1 protein-coding gene and 1 pseudogene are annotated in these 1572 nt (G+C 33.1%); both read left to right on the forward strand.

Features of this window, described 5'->3' with window-relative positions:
* Nucleotides 1-666: pseudogene (locus EKL98_RS15675) on the forward strand (DHHA1 domain-containing protein); the annotation flags it as partial.
* 232 nt (nucleotides 667-898) lie between these two features.
* The coding region (locus tag EKL98_RS15680) for a hypothetical protein (RefSeq protein ID WP_126563119.1) at nucleotides 899-1572 on the forward strand (674 nt) is incomplete at its 3' end.

Genomic DNA, 1572 nt, shown 5'->3' on the forward strand with positions numbered 1-1572 from the left:
GATACCGTTCGCGCTATCAAATTTGGCGAAAGTATGGAATTGTGCGGTGGAATCCACGTAAATAATACGGCTGAAATTTGGCATTTTAAAATTATCAGCGAAGGTGCAGTTGCAGCAGGAATTCGTCGTATTGAAGCGATTACCAGTGATGCGGTGAAATCTTATTTTGAAAATCAGGAAAACACTTTGACCGAGGTTAAAGCAGTTTTGAAAAACCCACAGGATGTTGTCAAAGCAGTTCATTCTTTACAAGATGAAAATGCAAAATTGAAAAAACAATTGGAAGTTTTATTGAAAGATAAAGCCAAGAATATGAAAGGCGAATTAGAACAAGAATTACAAGAAGTTAACGGAATCCAATTTTTGGCCAAACAAGTCGATTTGAGTCCAGAAGGAGCCAAAGATTTGGCTTATGAATTGGGAACTTTAGGTAAAAATATTTTCTTAGTTTTGGCTACAGCCGAAGAAGGATAACCAGTGTTGAGCTGTTATATTTCGAAAGAATTAGTTGCCGAAAAAGGCTTGAATGCTGGGCAAGTAGTTCGTGAATTAGGAAAATATATCCAAGGTGGAGGCGGAGGTCAGCCGTTTTTTGCAACTGCTGGAGGAAAGAAAGTGGAAGGAATTCAAGAAGCTTTAGACAAAGCGATTGATTTTGTGAAATAAAAAAATAAGTTTTTTAGTTAAAACCCTTTGAGTGCAGTTGTACTGAAAGGGTTTTGTTTTTAATATAAACATAGTTGACATTTTAAAGTGTTGGATGCAGGTTGAAATAGTAGTTCACCCGAAATATTGGGTTTGTAACGGTGAATATTGTAGTTTTTATTTTTATGAAGTTGATTTGCAAGCCAAAGAGAAGTCTTGATATTCAGAAAAGGCAAATTGGTTTTTATGTTTTATGAAAAAAGTAAAAGAAATAGTTTGCATTGTGATAGTTACTTTGATAACACTTTCTTCTTGTACAACCGAATCTATTGGGCCAGAATTGATGTTAAAAAAGATTGTCGAAGTTTCAGTCGATGGCAGCTCTAGCAACACAAATCTTAATTATAACGGTAATAAAATCGTCAATATTGATAAAGTAGATGTTCTTTTGGAATTTTATTATACAGGAGATTTAATCACCAAAATAGTTGAGTTTAACAAATTAGCTTCTCATAAAAATACCTTAGAATATTCCTATTCAGATGGTAAATTGACCAAAATAATTTCGTCGGATGGTTACGTTATTAATTATATTCACAATAATGACGGCACAATTTCTTATGAAAAGCGTTCAAAAGAGGCTGCTAATCTCGAAGTGAAAATCTATCACGGCGTTTTATCTTTCCAAAATGGAAATCTTATTAAAGACGATCAAATTTTAGACAATACAGGGAATGGAATTTTGTCAAAAAAGGAAATTAGTCTAGGATATGATAACACACAGAATCCTTTAAATAACATAGTTGGATTCAGTAAATTATTAAATTACCAACAAGCTATTTCGTTGAATAATAATGTTGTTTATGTCGAAAGCTCAACGGTACAACTTATCAACGACGATCAAATTATTTCTTCCATAAAAAGATC

The sequence above is a fragment of the Flavobacterium bomense genome, assembly GCF_003970355.1.